This is a genomic window from Ventrimonas faecis, assembly GCF_040096075.1.
Lineage (GTDB): Bacteria > Bacillota > Clostridia > Lachnospirales > Lachnospiraceae > Brotaphodocola > Brotaphodocola faecis.
The window spans coordinates 30,134-48,952 of the sequence record NZ_JBBMFJ010000011.1 but is presented as its reverse complement, the minus strand read 5'-3'; the positions used below and the strand labels follow the sequence as shown (position 1 = coordinate 48,952).

Here is an 18,819-nt window from a genome sequence, read left to right as displayed (position 1 = left end):
AGTCACTATTACCTATAGACATTAAAAAAACTATCATGGAATCGGATGGGAAATCCCCGGTCAGAAGGTTGACTTGCCAGACAGACTGAGCTAGAATGAAACAGGTTTTGTTAAATAACCGGATTTTTACCATGAAGAAGGGGTTTTACAATGGAACAGAACAATGATAAAACAAGTTTTTTTAACGGCCTGCGCGATGGTGTCCCCATTGGCCTGGGTTACTTTGCTGTGGCGTTTACCCTTGGTATCACCGCTGGAAAGGCGGGGATGAACGCGCTGCAGTCCTCTCTGATGTCGGCGCTGATGCTGGCTTCTGCCGGGGAATTTGCGGCAATCAGCATGATTGCGACCGGGGCCGGATTTATGGAGATGATCGTGACAACAGTGGTCATCAATATGCGTTATCTTCTTATGTCCAGCGCCTTGTCTCAGAAGGTGCAGCAGGACCGTCCGTTTCTGCATAGAATTTTCATGTCCTATGCCGTGACGGATGAAATCTTCGGCATTTCCATGACGGTTCCGGGAAAGCTGAATCCGTTTTACCAGTATGGAGCAGCCTGCGTGGCAGCACCGGGGTGGGTGCTGGGAACGTTTCTGGGCACTGTGGTAGGCATGATCCTTCCGGCACCGGTCATGAGCGCCATGAGTGTGGCTATTTATGGCATGTTTCTTGCCGTGGTGATTCCACCGGCAAGAAAAGACAAGGTCATTGCCATGGTAGTGGTCGTTTCCATGGCGGTAAGCTTTTTATTCCAGAGTCTTCCGGGGCTTAAAAGTATTTCATCGGGCTTTCAGATCATTTTACTGACGGTGCTGATTTCCGCTGCGGCAGCTGTGTTATCCCCGGTAAAGGAGGAGAATCATGCATAATATTTACGCGTCTATTCTGGTTATGTTTCTGACGATCTATGCCGTGCGGGCTTTGCCGCTGACCCTGATCCGCAGAGAAATCAAAAATCCATTCATTCAGTCATTTTTATACTATGTGCCTTATGTCAGCCTTTCGGTTATGACGTTCCCGTCCATTCTTTCCGCAACAGGAAACCGGATCACGGGAATTGTCGGGTTTGTGGCAGGCGTGGTTCTGGCCTGGGTTGACGGAAACCTGTTTCGGGTCTCCATCGGAGCCTGTGTGGCTGTGTACGTGGCTGAAATGATTGTAACACAGACAGGGATTTTCTAAACAAAAAATCCGCTGCTTTTGCGCAATGCTGAAACAGCAGCAAAGAAATCCTGCATAAAAGTGGAAACAAGAGGCCATCAAAGCCCGTAAACCGCTGGAAAACATTGACAAAAACAGGAAACAGATTTATAATTCCCTCATCGTCTGTCCAAAAACGGACGGTGGGAGCAATCCATATTTGGAATCGAATGAGGAGGATAAGAACTATGGCAGCACCAAGAAAAAACGCAGCTAAAGCAGCAGCAAAAGCAGCACCGAAGACTCAGACCGTAAAAGCAGAGGTTAAGACCACAGCAGCAGAGGTTAAAGCAGAGACTCCGGTAAAGGCGGTTGTTGAGGCACCGGCAGCAAAGCCAGTCGAGACCACCAAGAAGGCACCAGCAAAGAAAGCTCCTGCAAAGAAGGCAGACCCGAAGGCTTGCGTAGTTATTGAGTTCGCTGGCAAGCAGATCGTTGCAAAAGACGTTCTGGACAAGGCAGTGAAGGCATACGAGGAAGCTCATAAGGGCGCAGAGATCAAAACCATTGAAGTTTATGTAAAACCGGAAGAAAATGTTGCTTACTATGTAGTAAACGGAGAAGGTTCTGACAATTATAAGGTAACCTTATAATTCAGGAATCTCAGTTGTATCTGTACACTTTGTGAAGAGTGGAGGGGCTGTTGTGGATGGATGCCAGACATTCTGGATCCCATTTTGCGGCAACCCCTCATTTGTTATAGAAATCTAGGAAAAAGGAGAAACACAGATGGAACAGCAGGATACCTGGAAACTCCCGGATGCATTTGTCATGAGAATGAGGCAGCTTCTGGGAAGCGAATGCGATGCCTTTTTCGCAAGTTATGAGAAGGAGCGGGCGCTCGGACTCAGAGTGAATACCATGAAGGTTCCGGCAGAGGTGTTTGCGCGGGAAAATCAGGAGACATTTTCCCTGCGCCCCGTAAGCTGGTGCCGGGAAGGCTTTTATTATGAACAGGAAAGTCGCCCTGGACGTCATCCTTATCACGAAGCGGGTGTGTATTATATTCAGGAGCCCAGTGCCATGGCAGTGGTATCCCTGCTTGATCCAAAGCCGGGTGAGCGGGTGCTGGACCTGTGTGCGGCTCCTGGGGGCAAAACCACCCATATTGCGTCCCGCCTGAACGGAAAAGGACTTCTGGTCAGCAATGAAATCCATCCCGCCCGTGCAAAAATCCTGTCCCAGAATGTGGAGCGTATGGGAATCGGCAATGCCATTGTGACGAACGAGGACTCCGGCAGTCTGGCTGACTTTTTTTCGGAATTTTTTGACTGCATGGTGGTGGATGCGCCCTGTTCCGGCGAAGGCATGTTCCGGAAAGATGAGCAGGCCAGAAATGAGTGGAGTGAGGCAAACGTGAAGCTTTGCGCAGAGCGCCAGCAGGAGATCCTGGACAATGCGGCAGAGATGTTAAAGCCAGGGGGCAGAATGGTCTATTCCACCTGTACCTTTGCGCCGGAGGAGGATGAGGACGGTATGGCGGCCTTTCTGGAACGCCATCCGGAATTTTCTGTAGTATGCCTGGAACCAGACGAGGTGCCGGAGGGCTTATCCTGCGGATATCCGGAGTGGAGCCGCAATCACAATCCGGACCTTCGGAATACCTTCCGTATCTGGCCGCATAAGTCAGAGGGCGAGGGCCATTATCTGGCGCTGCTTCGCAAGAATGGAACGTGGACAGCAGAAGATGGCCGGAAGCGGAAACAGCCGAAATACTGGAATGACAAGGCTGGCCGTTCTTATGTGGAAGAATTTCTGAAAAAGTCGCTGACAGCGTCTGACCATGATGCATTGGAGGAAGGCATGGACCGCCTGATTCTCTTTGGAGACCAGCTGTACCAGCTGCCGGAGGGAACACCGGCTCTGGACCGACTGAGAGTCCTTCGTCCGGGCCTTCATCTTGGCGCTTTCAAGACCAAACGCTTTGAACCGGCTCACGCGCTGTCACATTTTCTGAAACCGGAGCAGGCTGTATCCGTGTGCCGCCTGGAACCGGAAGATCCGCAGGTGCTGGATTATCTGAAGGGCAATACGGTAAAAGGAGAGGCTGGTCTTTCCGGCTGGACTCTTGTCTGCATTGGAGATTATCCGCTGGGCTGGGGAAAAGCGGTTTCCGGCACAGTAAAAAACCATTATCCAAAAGGGCTTCGCATACAGGGTTAAATCCCTGATGTGCGAAGCCCTTTTGGTTTGTCTGAATGCAGCTGATTCAGTGTGATCAGTCGTTGGGTTTGAAGGTCTCTACCAGCGCAATCATATCTTCTTTATTCAGTCTCTTATTGTTCATGAATTCCCGTGTCTTCGGAATGTAATGTTCCAGGATCGGGAGCAGGATCAGTGCGGTGATGCCGGTGGTGAAACCTCCGTTATAGAGCACCAGGCCGCCGTGCAGGGCACTGGTGGCGGTACACATGGAAGCACACATGAATCCGGCTGCGATGCCTGCGCGTCTGCCGTAGCGTCCTGCAATGGGACACAGGCCGGTAGCGAAAGCCACACCGTTGATGTATCCCTGGGTCGTGATGGTCCAGCTCATTTCACGGCCGTTGATGTGGCAGAGAAACATGGTGACGAAGTAGAGCAGCTGGTATCCGGCCAGGATCGGCCAGATGTTTCCAGGGTGCTGTCCCATGCAGGTGAAGGTCATGGCAGCCAGCACTACGCCGATGGTGGCACCGGTGAAGCCAACGCCCTCCGTATAGACCATGATCACATCCAGATACAGAAGGAAACAGGTTCCTACCAGGCCGATGTTGATGAGACAGACCGGCATGCTGTACTTGGCGGCGAAATCACTCTGATGACCGGTGTCCCGGATCAGCTCTCCATAACCCTTGAAACTTTTGCCATTTAAGTAATATCCGGTTGCGATGCAGATGGCGAACAGAATCAGGAAGAAGCAGTTGGCGTACAGCTGAAAGGAGTGGCCGAACTGTTCGTATACCGGATTGAAGCGGGTCAGTTTGGAAGACGGATCGATTCCCATGGTGTTATAAAAAAAGTTAAACAGAAAGAAACCGAACAGTCCGAAGGCCAGGCCGCCGTTGTATAAGTTGTAGCCTTTGTGCCATGCGTGGGCACCCGGAAGAATGGCCGGCACGATAAAACCCAGCATAATTGAGAAAGCGATGGTTAAGAGCACACCGCTGACCGTCAGGCTCGGATGGCCAAAGGTGAATGTTTTCTGGGTGTAGCGAAAAAGCAGTTCCCCGATGAACGGCCCAAAGGAAGTCGTGAACATGCAGACATGAAGATTGTTCTTGAAATCCAGTTTCTTTAAATGAAGATAGAGAAACGGGGCCAGAAAGCAGGGCCACATGGTCAGAAAGTTCAGTCCGTAGAAACAATGGGCTACTACAAGAAAATAACCGGCCAGTGTGCTGGGACGAGAGTCCCCTTTTAAGCCGACCATGAAAAGCCAGCAGGCCATACCGCAGGCTCCGGCGTTTAACATGGCGCTTGGCAGGCCGCCGATCTCCAGATAGTCTGTAACCAGCGGGCTTGGTGATGTCATAATGAGATACCAGCCGTGGAGAACATTGCCCAGTTCTCTGGTGTAGATGGCTGCAACCAGAGAAGAAATCAGAAAAGCAACGGAGAAGCCGAGAGCTACCCCGTTGATGATGGTGCTGTTGGATAATTTTTTACCTTCCATAACCTAAAAATCCCCTGTACCTATACATTTTTATAAAATTGTCTGAGTAGTAGTGTTCTAATTCTCAATTATAGAGCAGGGGATAGAGCATTTCAATATAATTTCTTAACGAAACTTGTACGGAATTAAGTGCAAGGCGCAGTTTTCCTGGAGTTTATTTCTGAATCCAGATGTCCGGAAGAAATTGCTGCATGTCATCTGGTACAGGGGCGGTAAATTCCATCGGGATCTTCGACACAGGATGTGTAAAAGACAGCTGCCAGGAGTGCAGGCTCTGCCGCTGCAAAAAGCGGTAATCCGGGTTGTAAAGAAAATCTCCGTAGAGCGGGTGGCCGATGTATTTCATGTGGACACGGATCTGGTGGGTACGTCCTGTTTCCAGGCGGATCATAAGAAGCGAGGTGCCAGTCTCTGGCTGGTAGGAGAGAAGCTGATAATGGGTCACTGCGGATTCTCCGTGAACCGGATCCGGAATGCGCTCAATGGTGGAACCGGGAAGCCGGGCAATCGAAACGTCAATCGTGCCTTCGGGCTGACCGGAGAGATCCCCGCTTACCGCCGCCAGGTAGGTGCGGTGGATCTGGCGGTTCTTTATCATATTGGAAAGAATACAGCTGCTCAGGGCGTTTTTTGCCACGATCAGAAGTCCTGTGGTGTCCCGGTCCAGTCGGTTGATGGCGCGGAACACGAAGGACTGCTGTTTCTGTTCAAAGTACCAGGCCAGACCGTTGCCCAGGGAGTTGGAAAAGTTTCCCTGGGAGGGGTGGATGGGAACATTGGCGGCCTTGTTTATGACCATCAGGTCTTCATCTTCGTAGAGAATGGAGAGGGGCATCGGCGTGGGAACGATGTGCTCTGAGGAGGCTTCCTCCGGCAGGGCCACATCCAGCCGGTCGCCGGCCTGCATGCGACGGGTGGTATAGACCTTTTCCCCGCGTATCATGAGACCATCATCGGTCAGCTTGACCCGGTTGATCAGGCTTTTGGAATAGCCCTGGGAGCGCAGCAGCTCTTCAACGGTCTGGCCGTCTCTGGAAGCAGCGTAGGAGTGGCGGATGATATGGTTCATGATGTTACAGTTCCTTTCCGGCAGGTTGTTCTGATGACTTGTTTAAATGTTTCTGGCGGCTGACCGCGTGGGGCGTCGGACTGTTTTCTTTTAGAAAGCTGGCCCGCTGCACACTGTCAATGCCGTAGCGTCCGCGGATGCTGTCTACCGCTTTTTCCATGGCCCGCATTTTCTTTGCGCGGGCATCTTCAAACAGGCTCATCTGTTCAAAGGAATCCTCCTGAATCTGGGCGGTGCGAAGGCCAATCAGGCGGACTGGCGTTTTGTCCCAGAATTCTTTTAACAGGCGGCAGGCAGTATCGTAGAGAACCGAGGTGGAGTCTGTGGGACTTTTTAAGACGCACTGGTGGGACTGGCTGGCAAAGCGCCAGTCTTTGAATTCTACGGTTACGCTGTTGCAGCGCACCCCGGCTTCCCGGAGCCTGGCCCCTACGGTTTCGCTTAAGGCCAGCAGAACCTGACAGGCGGTTTCAAAGTCGGAAACATCCTGGGGGAGCGTGATGCTGTTGCCGTAGCCCTTGCGGGTGGGATCCGGCGGAGCCACCGGGGCCTGGTCAATGCCGTTGGCGTAACGGTAAACCTGGGTGGCGTATTTGTCACCGAGATGCGCTTTTAAAATCCCCAGGTCGCAGGCGGCGGCATCCCCGATGGTGTGAAGGCCGATGCGGGCCATCTTGTCTGCGGCGGAGCCTCCTACAAAAAGCAGATCCCGCAGCGGAAGCGGCCACATTTTGGCAGGAACTTCCTCCGGGAACAGCGTGTGGGTCTTATCCGGCTTCTCGAAGTCCGAAGCCATTTTCGCCAGCAGCTTATTGGAGGAGATTCCTACGTTTACCGTGAATTTCAGCTCATCCCGGATACGGCTGCGGATCTGGTCTGCTACCTCCCTGGGGCGGCCAAACAGATGAATGGTTTCGGTCATGTCCAGAAAGGCCTCATCAATGCTGAACTTTTCAATATCCGGCGTGTATTCGGAGAGCAGGGCGAGCATCTGCCTGGAATACCTGGAATAAATGTCAAACCGGGACGGCACGATGATTAGTTCCGGGCATTTGCGCAGGGCAGAGCCGATGGTTTCTGCCGTCACGACGCCGAACTTTTTCGCCGGGGTGGATTTTGCCAGGATAATGCCGTGCCGGGAACTGACATCTCCACCCACCGCGGATGGAATCAGGCGCAGATCCTGCACGTCCGGGTCCTGGGAAAGGCGGTATACGGATTCCCAGCTTAAGAACGCGGAATTTACATCGATGTGAAAAATCAGCCGTTTTCTGGTTTCCATGGTTTGCTTCCTCCTGTTCCTGTTTTGTAAGTCCGATATGCCTTCTATCATAGCAGAATATCCGAAAATTTACCAGAATAGGATAGAGAGATGGAATGATAAAAGAATATGAAGGAGTGCGGATTGGGCAGAAAAGGAGCGGGAATGAAAAACCGGATCATCGGGCTGATGGCCGGAATCAGCATCGGATTTGCGGCATGGGGAAGTGTGCGGCCGCAGCCGGATGCGTGGCGGGTCGCGGGAAGCGTACAGACGGGCAAAGAATGGCAGACAGCAGAGAAAGAACAGGCTGTGGTGAATGAAACTGCAGTAGCGCAGAAATCTGTGAAGATGAAACAGGACGGCGAACAGCCACTTTCCCTGCATGCTCAGAGCGCTGTTTTAATGGACGCGGACAGCGGACGCATTTTATATGGAAAGGACGAGCATCAGATCCGGCCTATGGCCAGTACCACCAAGATCATGACCTGCATTCTGGCGCTGGAGCTGGGAAACCCGGACGACTTCTGTGAGGTTTCAAAGAAAGCGGCGACGCAGCCAAAGGTAAAACTCGGCGCTCCGGCGGGCAGTCGCTTAAAACTTCAGGACCTTCTGTATTCCCTGATGCTGGAGTCTCATAACGATTCCGCCGTAGTGATCGCAGAGTATATCAGTGGAAGTATAGAGGCTTTTGCGGAAACGATGAACCGCAAGGCGCGCGAAATCGGCTGTAAAGACACTACATTTCTGACGCCGAACGGACTGGACGCGGAAGCAGAGACCGAGGCGGGCGAAGGGATACGGCACAGTACTACGGCTGCGGAACTGGCAAAAATCCTGCGCTACTGCACGGAAGTCTCACCGAAACGCGATGAATTTTTAACAATAACGCGTACCGGAAACCATGCCTTTTCGGATCAGGATGGAACGCATACATACTCTTGCAGGAACCACAACGCGCTTCTGGAGATGACACAGGAGGCGGTGACCGGCAAGACCGGATTTACCGGAGGGGCGGGGTACTGCTATATTGCGCAGCTGTCCGACGGCGACCGGGGGTTTATTGTCGCGCTGCTGGGCTGCGGATGGCCTCCCCACAAAACCTGGAAATGGGAAGATGTGAGAAAACTGTACCGCTATGGCAAAGAGCATTTTTTCTATCAGGAGTTTGCGTTTGAGGAAAAGCAGGTCCAGATTCCGCTGAAAAATGGTGCGTATAAAGACCGGATCTGCGCGGTTTCTGACAGCCCAGGGGAGAAACGGGCCTTCCGGCTTCTCGTGGCAGACGGAGAAAGGGCAGAGGCAGAGTATGAGCTGAAAAAAGAATTCCAGGCGCCGGTGAGAGAAGGGGAAGCGGCAGGGCGTGTTTTATACCGGCTGAGCGGGAACATGATTGGCGTGAGCACATACCATACCGTGGAAGCGGCAGAGGCCTGGAGCCTGTCGTACTGTATGCGAAAAGTCGTTACGATCTGGAGTTTCTTTAAATTGTAAAAAAATTTCAAAAATACTTGAATTTTATCGGCTGACATTATATTATTATACTCGGCAGAAATTGGATTTACTAAGCGATAGTTTGTTTTTCTCTTAACAATGCAAAAGAGAAATACAGCGATCGTCAAATATTTCAAAATGGAGGATTGCAAAATGAGTAATCAAACATCAGCAAGTAACAGAATCAACGCATTACTTGATGAGAACAGTTTTGTTGAAGTTGGCGCTTATATTACAGCGAGAAGCACCGATTTTAACATGACTGACAAGGAGACTCCGGCAGATGGCGTGATCACCGGTTACGGTACTATCGAAGGAAACCTTGTGTATGTGTACAGCCAGGATGCTTCCGTACTGGGCGGCTCCTTAGGTGAGATGCACGCAAAGAAAATTTCCAACATCTATTCCATGGCTGTAAAGATGGGCGCACCGGTTATCGGACTGGTTGACTGCGCAGGTCTTCGCCTGCAGGAGGCAACTGACGCATTAAACGGCTTTGGTGAGATGTATTTAAGCCAGACCATGGCATCCGGCGTAGTTCCGCAGATCTCCGCTATTTTCGGTACCTGCGGCGGCGGTATGGCAGTAGCTTCCGCTATGGCTGACTTCATTTTTATGGAAGAGAAGAATGCAAAATTATTTGTAAATTCTCCGAACGCAATCGACGGAAACCGTGTTGAGAAGTGCGATACTTCCAGCGCAGCATTCCAGAGCGAGGAGACCGGCCTGGTTGACTTTACCGGGAGCGAAGAGGATATCTTATCCCAGATCCGCTCCCTGGTAGCCATCCTTCCGGCAAACAACGAGGATGATATGTCCTACAGCGAGTGCACTGATGATTTAAACCGTGTATGCTCCGATCTTGAGAACTATGCAGGCGCTACCGACCTGGCCCTGGCACAGATCTCTGATGACAACTTCTTCTTAGAGGTTAAGAAAAACTACGACAAGTCCATGGTAACCGGCTTCATCCGCTTAAACGGAACTACCGTAGGATGTGTTGCAAACCGTACCGCTGTTTACGCAGCAGATGGCGTAAAGGAAGACGAGTTCGAGGCAGTTCTCTCTGCTAACGGCGCTGAGAAAGCAGCAAAGTTCGTTTCCTTCTGTGACGCGTTCAACATTCCGTTACTGACCCTGGTGAACGTAAAGGGTTACAAGGCAAGCAAGTGCACCGAGCGCCGCATCGCAAAGAACGCAGGCCGCCTGACCTACGCTTTCGCAAATGCAAGCGTTCCGAAGGTAACCGTAGTAGTCGGCGAGGCTTATGGTACCGCTTACCTGACCATGAACTCCAAGTCCATCGGCGCAGATGTAGTTTACGCATGGCCGAACGCAAACATCGGCATGATGGATGCTTCCGCTGCAGCTAAGATCATGTATGCAGACGAGATCGCAAAGGCAGATGATTCTGTTGCTCTCATCAACGAGAAGGCAGCTGCTTACCGTGAGATGCAGTCCAGCGCACTGGCAGCAGCAAAGAGAGGATATGTAGACGATATCATCGAGGCTTGCGACACCAGAAAACGCGTGATCGCAGCATTCGAGATGCTGTTTACCAAGAGAGAGGATCGTCCGGACAGAAAACATGGAACGGTTTAGAATGAGGTGACAAGTATATGAAACAGTATATGAAACGAGTTTTGTTAGTGTTAAGCATGGTAGTCAGCCTCTTTGCTCTGTCCGCATGCTCCAACAAGAACGCTGCTGAGGCAGAAACTCTGGATCCGCAGACAGCTTCCTACATTTCTCAGATCACGGAAAACCTGCTCCAGACCATCGCTGAGATGGACGAGGCCACAGCAGAGGAGTCTGAGACCGGCCTGATCAAACAGGGTGAGGACGGCCTTGCAAGCGGCCTGACTTCCTGGATTAGTGTTATGAAGGACACCGGCGCATTTGTAAGCGTTCTTTCCTCTGATACCGAGCTTGGTGAGGATGACCAGTATGTGTGTGTGGTTCAGGCACAGTTTGAGAACCGCAACGTAGAGTTCAAGGCATTCTACACCATGGACCCGCAGAGCCAGAACTTAAATCCGGTCAGCCTGACCTTCAGCCCGGAGTATACCGTAGGCGAGAACATGGCCAAGGCAGGCATGAATACCTTACTCGGCATGGGTACCGTATTCCTGGTACTGATCTTCATCAGCATCCTGATCAGCTGCTTCAAGTTCATCAGCGTCTTCGAGAACAAGATGAAAGCAAAGAACGCAGCTCCGGCTCCGGCAGCAGCTCCTGTGGCAGCACCGGCAGCAGAAGAGGAAGAGCTTGTGGATGATCTGGAACTGGTGGCTGTCATTACTGCGGCTATCGCAGCATCAACCAATACGTCAACCGACTCCCTGGTAGTACGCTCCATCAAACGTGCACCGGGCGCAAAATGGAAAAGAGCATAAGCGAATAGGAGGATTCTTATCATGAAAAATTACACAATTACTGTGAATGGCAATGTATACAATGTAACTGTTGAAGAAGGAACCACTGCTGGTGTAGTTCAGGCACCTGCTGCAGCAGCACCGAAGGCAGCTCCGGCAGCACCGAAGGCAGCAGCTCCGGCTGGCACTCAGGGTTCTGTCGTTGTAACCGCTCCGATGCCGGGCAAGATTCTGGCAGTTAAGGCTAACGCTGGACAGGCTGTTAAGAAAGGCGACGTAATCATGGTTCTCGAGGCTATGAAGATGGAGAACGATATCGTAGCTCCTCAGGATGGAACCGTTGCAAGCATTAATGCAGCAGCAGGCGACGCAGTAGAAGCTGGCGCAACTCTTGCTACATTAAACTAATAGCTTGCCAAAAAGCAAGTTCCACATGGAGGGATTAAAATGGATTATATTGGATCTACTTTGGCCAATCTTCTTCAGCAGACCGCATTCTTCAATCTGACCTTTGGAAACTTTATCATGATCCTGGTGGCATTCGTATTCCTGTATCTGGCAATCAGAAAAGGATTCGAGCCGCTCTTACTGGTTCCGATTGCGTTTGGTATGCTGTTAGTTAATATCTACCCGGATATTATGGCTAACCCGGAAGATATGTCCAATGGCGTAGGCGGACTTCTTCACTACTTCTTCATTCTGGATGAGTGGAGTATCCTTCCGTCTCTGATTTTCATGGGTGTCGGCGCAATGACCGATTTCGGTCCGCTGATCGCAAACCCGAAGAGCTTCCTGCTTGGCGCAGCAGCTCAGTTTGGTATCTACAGTGCTTATTTCCTGGCTATTTTCATGGGCTTCAATGACAAGGCAGCAGCAGCTATCTCCATCATTGGTGGTGCAGATGGCCCGACTTCCATCTTCCTTGCAGGTAAGCTTGGACAGTCCGAGTTCATGGGACCGATCGCAGTAGCAGCTTACTCCTACATGGCTCTGGTTCCGATCATCCAGCCGCCGATCATGAAGGCCCTGACCACAGAAGAAGAGCGTAAGATCAAGATGGATCAGCTTCGCCCGGTTTCCAAGCTGGAGAAGATTCTGTTCCCGATCATCGTAACCGTAGTAGTCTGCCTGATTCTGCCGACTACCGCACCGCTTGTTGGTATGTTAATGCTTGGTAACTTATTCCGTGAGTCCGGCGTTGTAAAACAGCTGTCTGAGACCGCAAGCAATGCCCTGATGTACATCGTAGTTATCCTGCTTGGTACTTCCGTAGGCGCATCTACCAGTGCAGAAGCTTTCTTAAAGGTAACCACCTTAAAGATCGTTGCCCTGGGTCTGGTCGCATTCGCAGTAGGTACTGCAGCCGGTGTTATCTTTGGTAAGATCATGTGTAAGCTTACCGGCGGCAAGGTAAACCCGCTTATCGGTTCCGCAGGTGTATCTGCAGTGCCGATGGCAGCTCGTGTATCCCAGAAGGTTGGTTCTGAGGCAGACCCGACCAACTTCCTGCTGATGCACGCAATGGGCCCGAACGTAGCAGGTGTTATCGGTACTGCAGTAGCAGCCGGTACATTCATGGCAATTTTCGGCGTTTAAAATTCAATCATTTCTTGCTGCGGCAATCAAAAGTTGCCGCAACACATAAATTTGGAGGTAAAGAATCATGGCTGAGATTCAGAAAAAACCGGTTAAGATCGTTGAGACTGTCCTGCGTGACGCTCATCAGTCCCTGATCGCAACCAGAATGAGCACCGAGCAGATGCTTCCGATCATCGACAAGATGGATAAGATTGGTTATTATGCAGTAGAGTGCTGGGGCGGCGCTACCTTCGATGCTTCCCTTCGTTTCCTGAAAGAGGATCCGTGGGAGAGACTGAGAAAGTTAAGAGCCGGCTTTAAAAATACAAAATTACAGATGCTGTTCCGTGGCCAGAACATTCTGGGTTACAACCACTACGCAGATGATGTAGTAGAATACTTTGTACAGAAATCCGTTGCAAACGGTATCGATATCATCCGTATTTTCGACTGCTTAAACGACCTGCGCAACCTGCAGACCGCTGTAAAGGCAGCAAACAAAGAGAAAGCACACGCTCAGATCGCACTGTGCTATACCCTGGGTGATGCTTATACCCTGGATTACTGGAAAGAAATCGCAAAGAGAATCGAAGATATGGGCGCAGATTCCATCTGTATCAAGGATATGGCTGGTCTGTTAACCCCGTATGCAGCACAGGAGCTGGTAAGCGCATTAAAAGAGTCTACCCAGCTGCCGATCGACCTGCATACCCACTACACCTCCGGTGTAGCTTCCATGACCTACTTAAAGGCTGTAGAGGCAGGCTGCGATATCATCGATACCGCAATCTCCCCGCTGGCACTTGGTACCAGCCAGCCGGCAACCGAGGTTATGGTAGAGACCTTCAAGGGCACTCCGTACGATACCGGTTTATCTCAGGATCAGCTTGCTGAGATCACCGATTACTTCGCACCGATCCGTGAAGAGGCTCTGAAGACCGGTCTGTTAAACCCGAAGGTTCTGGGCGTTAACATCAAGACCCTTCGTTATCAGGTTCCGGGCGGTATGCTGTCCAACCTGGTAAGCCAGTTAAAAGAGGCTGGTAAGGAAGATAAGTACCAGGAGGTTCTTGAGGAGATCCCGCGCGTTCGTAAGGACTTCGGTGAGCCGCCGCTGGTTACCCCGTCTTCCCAGATCGTTGGTACTCAGGCTGTTATGAACGTTATCTCCGGCGAGCGCTACAAACTGGTTCCGAAGGAGTCCAAGAAGATCATGCTTGGCGAGTTTGGCCAGACTGTAAAACCGTTCAACGCAGAAGTACAGAAGAAGATCATCGGCGACGAGACCCCGATCACCTGCAGACCTGCAGACCTGATCGCTCCGCAGCTGCCGCAGTTCGAGAAAGAGTGTGCTCAGTGGAAGCAGCAGGATGAGGATGTCCTTTCCTACGCTCTGTTCCCGAAGGTAGCAGAAGAGTTCTTCAAGTACAGAGAGGCTCAGCAGACCAAGGTAGATGCTACCGTGGCAGATACCGAGAGCAAGGCTTATCCGGTATAATAAATACTGAATTTACGATCAGTCAGGGAGAAATCTGTGAAAACAGGTTTCTCCCTGCTTTTTGTTTTACTATCGACCAAATTCTTACAATTTTTTGTGATTCTGTGAAGTTTCTTTGCTTCCCGTTGACGCAGTCGGATTTTGTCATTATAATGTAACATAGTGCAAATTTGTCGGAAATGGGCTTTTTGTTTTACGGCAAAAGCGATACTAAGGAGATCATCAAATGAAAAAACAAACCTTGAAAAAAGGTCTGGCTGCAGTTCTGGGACTGGCACTCTGTGTGCAGATGCCGTCAGTGCACAGTGCCCTGCAGCTTTCCGCATACGCGCAGGAACGGTCTGCTACCATCAACGCGTCCAGCTTAAATGTCCGGAGTGGGGCGGGAACCTCCTATTCCTCGGTCGGAAAACTGGGAAAAGGAACGGCGGTTACCGTGGTGGGTGAAAAATCTGCTTCTGACGGCAAGACCTGGTATCAGATCCGTTATACCAGCGGTGGCTCGACCCAGACGGGATATGTCTTAAGCACCTACGTCAAATTCCCGGTGTCTTACAGCCATGATTCCAGCTTTGAGTCCCAGCTTTCTGCCCAGGGATTCCCGGAATCCTACAAAGACGGGCTGCGTCAGATCCATGCCCAGTATCCGAACTGGACCTTCACGGCGGTGAAGACCGGACTGGACTGGAACACCGTGATTCAGAACGAGGGCGTCCTTGGACGAAACCTGGTACATACCAACAGCATTTCTTCCTATAAATCTCTGGCGGATGGGGCCTATAACTGGGACTCCGGCACCTGGACCGGGTTTGACGGAAGTACCTGGGTGGCAGCTTCCACGGAGATCATCAGCTATTATATGGATCCGCGAAATTTCCTGGATGAGGTGAATATCTTCCAGTTCCTGGATCAGAGCTATAATGCTTCCCTACACACAAAAGAGGGCTTACAGTCCATGTTAAAAGGAACCTTTATGGAGGGAAGTGTAAAGAACGGAGGCTCTGCGTCCAGCAGCACGTCTTCCGGCAGTTCATCATCCAGCAGTTCATCGGGAAGCAGTTCTTCCGGCGTAGTGAGTGCGGGCCCGGGAGTCTCCGGCGGCAAGTCTTCCGGAACAACTTCCGCGACACCTGGGGGAAGCAGCTCAGGAACAACCTCCGCGACACCGGGAGAAAGCAGTTCCGGAGGAGCCTCATCGTACCCGGGCGGAAGCAGCAGTTCCGGCAGCACCAGTCAGTCACCATCCTCAAATGGTGGCCATCAGGTGCGACTGGAAGGGCCGAGTGCTTCTATTACAAAGAAAAACACGGAGCTTTTAGCATCCAGCGTCGTGATTGGTGTGGGACCGGGAGCAGCATCCTCCAATAGCGGAAGTTCTACCAGCGGCAGTCCTTCCGGAACAACATCTTCCGGTACCCAGACTCCGGGAACCAGTACAGGAACTTCCACTTCCGGTGTGAGCTATGCAGACGCGATCATGAGCGCAGCCCAGAGTTCCGGCGTCAGCCCGTATGTCATTGCGGCCATGATCATTCAGGAACAGGGACGTAACGGTACCGGCAATTCCATTTCCGGAAACTATGCAGGATATACCGGCTATTACAACTACTTTAATGTAGGCGCCTATGCTTCCGATGGCATGGGAGCGGTTCAGAGAGGACTCTGGTACGCATCCCAGAGCGGCAGCTACGGCAGACCGTGGACCACGCCGGAAAGTTCGATTGCAGGCGGTGCCCAGTTCTATGGCACCAACTATGTAAAGGCCGGACAGGATACCCTCTATTTAAAGAAGTACAATGTCCAGGGCTCCAATATGTACAAACACCAGTACATGACCAATGTGGATGGTGCAGCTTCTGAGGGTTCCATTTTCGCGGAAGGCTTTACTTCCCAGCAGAAGAGTACGGCTCTGAATTTCAAGATTCCGGTATACAACAACATGCCGGAGACTCCGTGCCCGCAGCCGACCTTAAGCGGCAGCCCGAACAACAAGTTAAATGGCCTGGGTGTAGAGGGCTTCACCTTAACACCGACCTTTAACCGTGATACTTATTCTTATGACCTCATCGTAGACCATTCCGTATCCAATGTAACGGTAAGCGCATCGGCGATTGATTCCAAGGCATCGGTACGGGGCAACGGAAACGTATCCCTTTCCAGCGGAATCAACGATATTTCCGTAGTCGTAAGGGCAGAGAATGGCACTGAGCGTACTTACACGATCCATGTGGTTCGCCAGGCTGGCGGTCCGACCTATAACGGCGGAATTGGAAGTGGTGTTTCAGGTGGCAATTCCTCTGGTGTTACGGTGGGAGGACCGGGAAGCAGTTCCGGCAGTACGTCTTCAGGAAGCACGTCATCCAGTGTGATCACGGTGGGACCGAATGGAGGCTCCACGAGTACGTCCCCGAATTCCGGATCATCCTCAGGTGGAAGCCGCGTGACGTTTTCCAGTCCGGGTGGAAATTAAAAATGAATGATCCCGGCGGCCTGCAAATGGCTGCCGGGCATAATAAGATTGATAGTAGCTGTGAGGGTACTGAACAGTTACGACTGATAGAAAGAAACAGGAGATAACAGACAATTATGAACAGAAATTGGAAACAGATCTGGATCCGGTTTGCCATGGTACTGATGCTGGCTGTGGCAATCCCATTTCAGAGTTTTGCGGGGAATGCGCGCATCGCGTTCTCTGATCCTACCGCAGAGGTGGGAAGTGAGTTTACGGTAAACGTAAAATTTACCTGCACAACAGGTGAGAAGATTGGCAAAACGGTAGTCATGCTTTCCTATGATACCAGTGCCATGGAATTTATTGGCGGTGAGCCGGATGTCAGCGGTGGAAACGGCGCCATACGTGTGATTGGCAGTGTGAGTGGGACCAGCGAGTCTGCCTCTACCATCCGTTTTAAGGCACTCAAAGCAGGAAGCAGCAAGATTGAGGTAACCGACTATGAAGGTTACGACGCAGACGAGCAGCTGCTCGACATTACCCAGCTGGGAAGCTCTACTGTCACCATTAACAGCGGCAGTACGGCGGCAGCTGCATCCAGTGACGCATCCCTGTCTTCCCTGAAGATTTCCCCTGGCACCTTAAGTCCGGAGTTCAGCGCGGAGGTTGACAGCTATACCGCATCCGTAAGCCTGGATACCGAAAAGCTTACCGTAAGCGCAGTGCCGGCAAGTGATAAGGCAACTGTTACTTTAAGCGGAACCGATCTGCAGGAGGGTGAGAATACCGTAACCTGTACCGTAACTGCGGAGGATGGCACGACCAGCCATACCTACACCATTCTGGTGGACCGTGTAGAGGGCGGCGAGAGCATGGCAGAAGCTGGTCAGGAAGAAACCACGGCAGCTGCTGAGAATGTGGAAGTTCTGGCAGAATTAGAGGCATCCAGAACCCCGCTCAAGATCGGCATCGCAGCACTTCCTGCAGATGCAGCTGTTCCGTACGGCATGAAGGAAACCTCCATTACCATCGGCGAGACCAAGGTTCAGGGATGGGTTCCGGATACCCAGGGCGGACAGCCGGAGTACTGCATCTTCTATGGCGTGAGTGAGAGCGGTACAGTTGGTTTCTACCGTTATGACCTGACAGACAAGACCATTCAGCGTTACTTTGAGCAGAGCGCAGACGGCAACACCCAGACGCTGGAGCTTCAGGATGTGACAGACCGTTACAATAGTCTGGTGGATGATTACAACATTGCCAGAATCGCGCTTGGTGCGGTGGCAGTTGTTGCAGTGATTCTTCTGATTCTTCTGATCCTCAGCCGCAGAGGCCGTGGCCGCAGGGAGGAAGATCCGTACGATGCTTACGCGCAGTTAGACGAAAAGCCGGAGAAAAAAGAAAAGAAGGCCAAGAAAGAATCCCGTAAAAATGGCCGTAAGCTCAGCCGGGAAGAACGCTACATGATGGGCGAAGAGGACGATTACGAGGACGACTATGAACCGGAACAGGAACCTGACGAAGAAGAACCGGAAGATGACGAACTGGAAATTCAGGACGCCCAGGAATACATTCCGGATCCTGCGCAGGAAGCGGACGCACAGTTAGATCAGGTGAAAAAGCAGCTGGCTGCGAGCCTGGCAGAAGATTCAGAACAGGCAGAAAAACACGAAAAAGAAGCACCGAAGGCAGAAACAAAGCCGGAAGACGATGACTTCGAAGTGTTTGACCTGGATGATGAACTTTAAAAAGAAATAAGCAAAAAAAGCGGTGTATTGACTTCGCCGCTTTTTTTGCTATAATACTGTTATACAATTTCTATAACAGAGAGTGCGAAAGATGGTGATAACATGATCATTAAGATTGATTTTGAAAGCGAGGAGGCTATTTACATCCAGCTCAGGAACCAGATCATCATGGGTATTGCGACGGACCGTATTCATGAGGGGGATTCCCTTCCTTCTGTCCGCCAACTGGCGGAAAATATCGGGATCAACATGCATACGGTAAATAAAGCTTATACCGTACTGAAGCAGGAGGGGTATATCAAGCTGGACCGCCGCCGCGGAGCCGTGATCGCTCTGGATATTGACAAGATCCGTTCCATTGAACGTCTGCGGGAGGAGCTTTCGGTTCTTCTTGCCAGGAGCGTCTGTAAAAATATTTCCAGGGAGGAAGTCCACGATCTGGTGGACGAAATTTATGATTATTACACGGGCGGAGGCCAGGGTTAAAT

General features: G+C 51.4%; 16 protein-coding genes. 13 read left to right on the top strand and 3 right to left on the bottom strand.

All coding sequences use genetic code 11. The annotated features are described in order from the left end of the window. Positions 1–150 precede the first annotated feature (150 nt). From WMO41_RS06995 to WMO41_RS06980, 4 genes are all read left to right on the top strand, one after another. The gene (locus WMO41_RS06995) at positions 151–870 is read left to right on the top strand and encodes an AzlC family ABC transporter permease (protein ID WP_349229136.1); all 720 of its coding nucleotides are present in this window, start codon (positions 151–153) and stop codon (positions 868–870) included. Next, positions 863–1,183, top strand: coding sequence for an AzlD domain-containing protein (locus tag WMO41_RS06990; protein ID WP_435435937.1), 321 nt, complete (start codon positions 863–865; stop codon positions 1,181–1,183). Before WMO41_RS06995 ends, WMO41_RS06990 begins: the two co-directional genes overlap by 8 nt. 206 nt (positions 1,184–1,389) lie before the next feature. After that, entirely contained in the window at positions 1,390–1,794 is a 405-nt protein-coding gene (locus WMO41_RS06985) for a DUF6465 family protein (RefSeq protein WP_349229135.1), read from the top strand. Between the two features lie 136 nt (positions 1,795–1,930). Then, positions 1,931–3,364, top strand: coding sequence for an RsmF rRNA methyltransferase first C-terminal domain-containing protein (locus WMO41_RS06980; RefSeq protein ID WP_349229134.1), 1,434 nt, complete (start codon positions 1,931–1,933; stop codon positions 3,362–3,364). A 55-nt stretch (positions 3,365–3,419) separates the two neighbouring features. Here the strand turns inward: WMO41_RS06980 and WMO41_RS06975 are convergent, their stop codons facing one another. The 3 genes from WMO41_RS06975 to WMO41_RS06965 all read right to left on the bottom strand — a co-directional run bounded on the left by WMO41_RS06975 (position 3,420) and on the right by WMO41_RS06965 (position 7,207). Further along, complete coding sequence (locus tag WMO41_RS06975; protein ID WP_349229133.1) at positions 3,420–4,856, bottom strand: DUF1576 domain-containing protein; 1,437 nt, start codon at positions 4,854–4,856, stop codon at positions 3,420–3,422. 154 nt (positions 4,857–5,010) lie between these two features. Next, the gene (locus tag WMO41_RS06970) at positions 5,011–5,925 is read right to left on the bottom strand and encodes an RluA family pseudouridine synthase (RefSeq protein WP_349229132.1); all 915 of its coding nucleotides are present in this window, start codon (positions 5,923–5,925) and stop codon (positions 5,011–5,013) included. Positions 5,926–5,929: 4 nt separating this feature from the next. Then, complete coding sequence (locus WMO41_RS06965; RefSeq protein WP_349229131.1) at positions 5,930–7,207, bottom strand: DNA polymerase Y family protein; 1,278 nt, start codon at positions 7,205–7,207, stop codon at positions 5,930–5,932. Between the two features lie 123 nt (positions 7,208–7,330). On the opposite strand from WMO41_RS06965, the gene WMO41_RS06960 reads away from it, so the two are divergent. The 9 genes from WMO41_RS06960 (at position 7,331) to WMO41_RS06920 (ending at position 18,817) form a co-directional block, all read left to right on the top strand. Then, entirely contained in the window at positions 7,331–8,680 is a 1,350-nt protein-coding gene (locus WMO41_RS06960) for a D-alanyl-D-alanine carboxypeptidase family protein (RefSeq protein WP_349229130.1), read from the top strand. A gap of 153 nt (positions 8,681–8,833) precedes the next feature. Then, positions 8,834–10,282: an acyl-CoA carboxylase subunit beta gene (locus WMO41_RS06955; RefSeq protein WP_349229129.1), complete on the top strand. Its 1,449-nt coding sequence runs from the start codon at positions 8,834–8,836 to the stop codon at positions 10,280–10,282. A 17-nt stretch (positions 10,283–10,299) separates the two neighbouring features. Next, on the top strand, positions 10,300–11,076 hold the full coding sequence (locus WMO41_RS06950; RefSeq protein ID WP_349229128.1) for an OadG family protein: 777 nt from the start codon (positions 10,300–10,302) through the stop codon (positions 11,074–11,076). 21 nt (positions 11,077–11,097) lie between these two features. Further along, positions 11,098–11,463: a biotin/lipoyl-containing protein gene (locus tag WMO41_RS06945; RefSeq protein ID WP_349229127.1), complete on the top strand. Its 366-nt coding sequence runs from the start codon at positions 11,098–11,100 to the stop codon at positions 11,461–11,463. A gap of 39 nt (positions 11,464–11,502) precedes the next feature. After that, positions 11,503–12,651: a sodium ion-translocating decarboxylase subunit beta gene (locus tag WMO41_RS06940; protein ID WP_349229126.1), complete on the top strand. Its 1,149-nt coding sequence runs from the start codon at positions 11,503–11,505 to the stop codon at positions 12,649–12,651. Positions 12,652–12,718: 67 nt separating this feature from the next. Beyond that, positions 12,719–14,131 (top strand): oxaloacetate decarboxylase subunit alpha, encoded by a 1,413-nt coding sequence (locus tag WMO41_RS06935; RefSeq protein WP_349229125.1) that lies wholly within the window; start codon positions 12,719–12,721, stop codon positions 14,129–14,131. A gap of 226 nt (positions 14,132–14,357) precedes the next feature. After that, complete coding sequence (locus tag WMO41_RS06930) at positions 14,358–16,601, top strand: cadherin-like beta sandwich domain-containing protein (RefSeq protein ID WP_349229124.1); 2,244 nt, start codon at positions 14,358–14,360, stop codon at positions 16,599–16,601. A 116-nt stretch (positions 16,602–16,717) separates the two neighbouring features. Continuing rightward, complete coding sequence (locus tag WMO41_RS06925; RefSeq protein ID WP_349229123.1) at positions 16,718–18,331, top strand: cadherin-like beta sandwich domain-containing protein; 1,614 nt, start codon at positions 16,718–16,720, stop codon at positions 18,329–18,331. Between the two features lie 102 nt (positions 18,332–18,433). After that, positions 18,434–18,817, top strand: coding sequence for a GntR family transcriptional regulator (locus tag WMO41_RS06920; RefSeq protein WP_349229122.1), 384 nt, complete (start codon positions 18,434–18,436; stop codon positions 18,815–18,817). The last annotated feature ends 2 nt before the right edge of the window (positions 18,818–18,819 follow it).